Genomic DNA, 1,125 nt, shown 5'->3' with positions numbered 1-1,125 from the left:
AATGGCAAAGGCAAAGTTTGAACGGACGAAACCGCACGTCAACATCGGCACGATCGGCCACGTTGACCACGGCAAGACGACGCTGACGGCTGCGATCACGAAGTATTTCGGCGAATTCAAGGCCTACGACCAGATCGACGGCGCGCCGGAAGAAAAGGCGCGCGGGATCACGATCTCGACGGCGCACGTTGAATACGAAACCGAGAAGCGCCACTACGCGCACGTCGACTGCCCCGGCCACGCCGACTATGTGAAGAACATGATCACCGGCGCGGCGCAGATGGACGGCGCGATCCTGGTGGTTTCGGCGGCCGACGGCCCGATGCCGCAGACGCGCGAGCACATCCTGCTCGGCCGTCAGGTGGGCATCCCCTACATCGTCGTCTACATGAACAAGGTCGATCAGGTCGACGACGAAGAGCTGCTCGAGCTCGTCGAGATGGAAATCCGTGAGCTGCTGTCGGCCTACGGCTATCCGGGCGACGAAACCCCGATCATCAAGGGCTCGGCCCTGGCCGCTCTGGAAGGCCGCGACAAGGAAATCGGCGAGGATTCGATCCGCTCGCTGCTGGCCGCCGTCGACGACTACATCCCGACGCCGGAACGCGCCGTGAACCTGCCGTTCCTGATGCCGATCGAGGACGTGTTCTCGATCTCGGGCCGCGGCACCGTGGTGACCGGCCGTGTGGAACGCGGCGCCGTCAACGTGGGTGACGAACTGGAAATCGTCGGCATCCGCCCGACGAAGAAGACCACCTGCACCGGCGTCGAAATGTTCCGCAAGCTGCTGGATCGCGGCGAGGCGGGCGACAACATCGGCGCGCTGCTGCGCGGCGTGGACCGTGACGGCGTGGAACGCGGTCAGGTTCTGGCGAAGCCGGGCTCGGTGACTCCGCACACCGAATTCGAGGCCGAAGCCTACATCCTGACCAAGGAAGAAGGCGGCCGTCACACGCCGTTCTTCGCGAACTACCGTCCGCAGTTCTACTTCCGCACGACCGACGTGACCGGGACGGTGAAGCTGCCGGAAGGCACCGAGATGGTGATGCCGGGCGACAACCTGAAGTTCACCGTCGAGCTGATCGCCCCGATCGCGATGGAAGAGAAGCTCCGCTTCGCCATCCG

The 1,125-nt window shown here is 64.1% G+C and carries 1 protein-coding gene; it reads left to right on the top strand.

The window, feature by feature from the left end; genetic code table 11:
- Position 1: 1 nt before the first annotated feature.
- Positions 2 to 1,125, top strand: a 1,124-nt coding sequence (gene tuf / locus D2T30_RS22860; protein WP_128210654.1) for an elongation factor Tu, incomplete at its 3' end; no start/stop codon positions are given.

The sequence above is a fragment of the Paenirhodobacter populi genome (assembly GCF_004022215.1).
GTDB classification, from domain to species: Bacteria; Pseudomonadota; Alphaproteobacteria; order Rhodobacterales; family Rhodobacteraceae; genus Rhodobacter; species Rhodobacter populi.
This window is presented reverse-complemented; position numbering and strand designations above follow the sequence as displayed.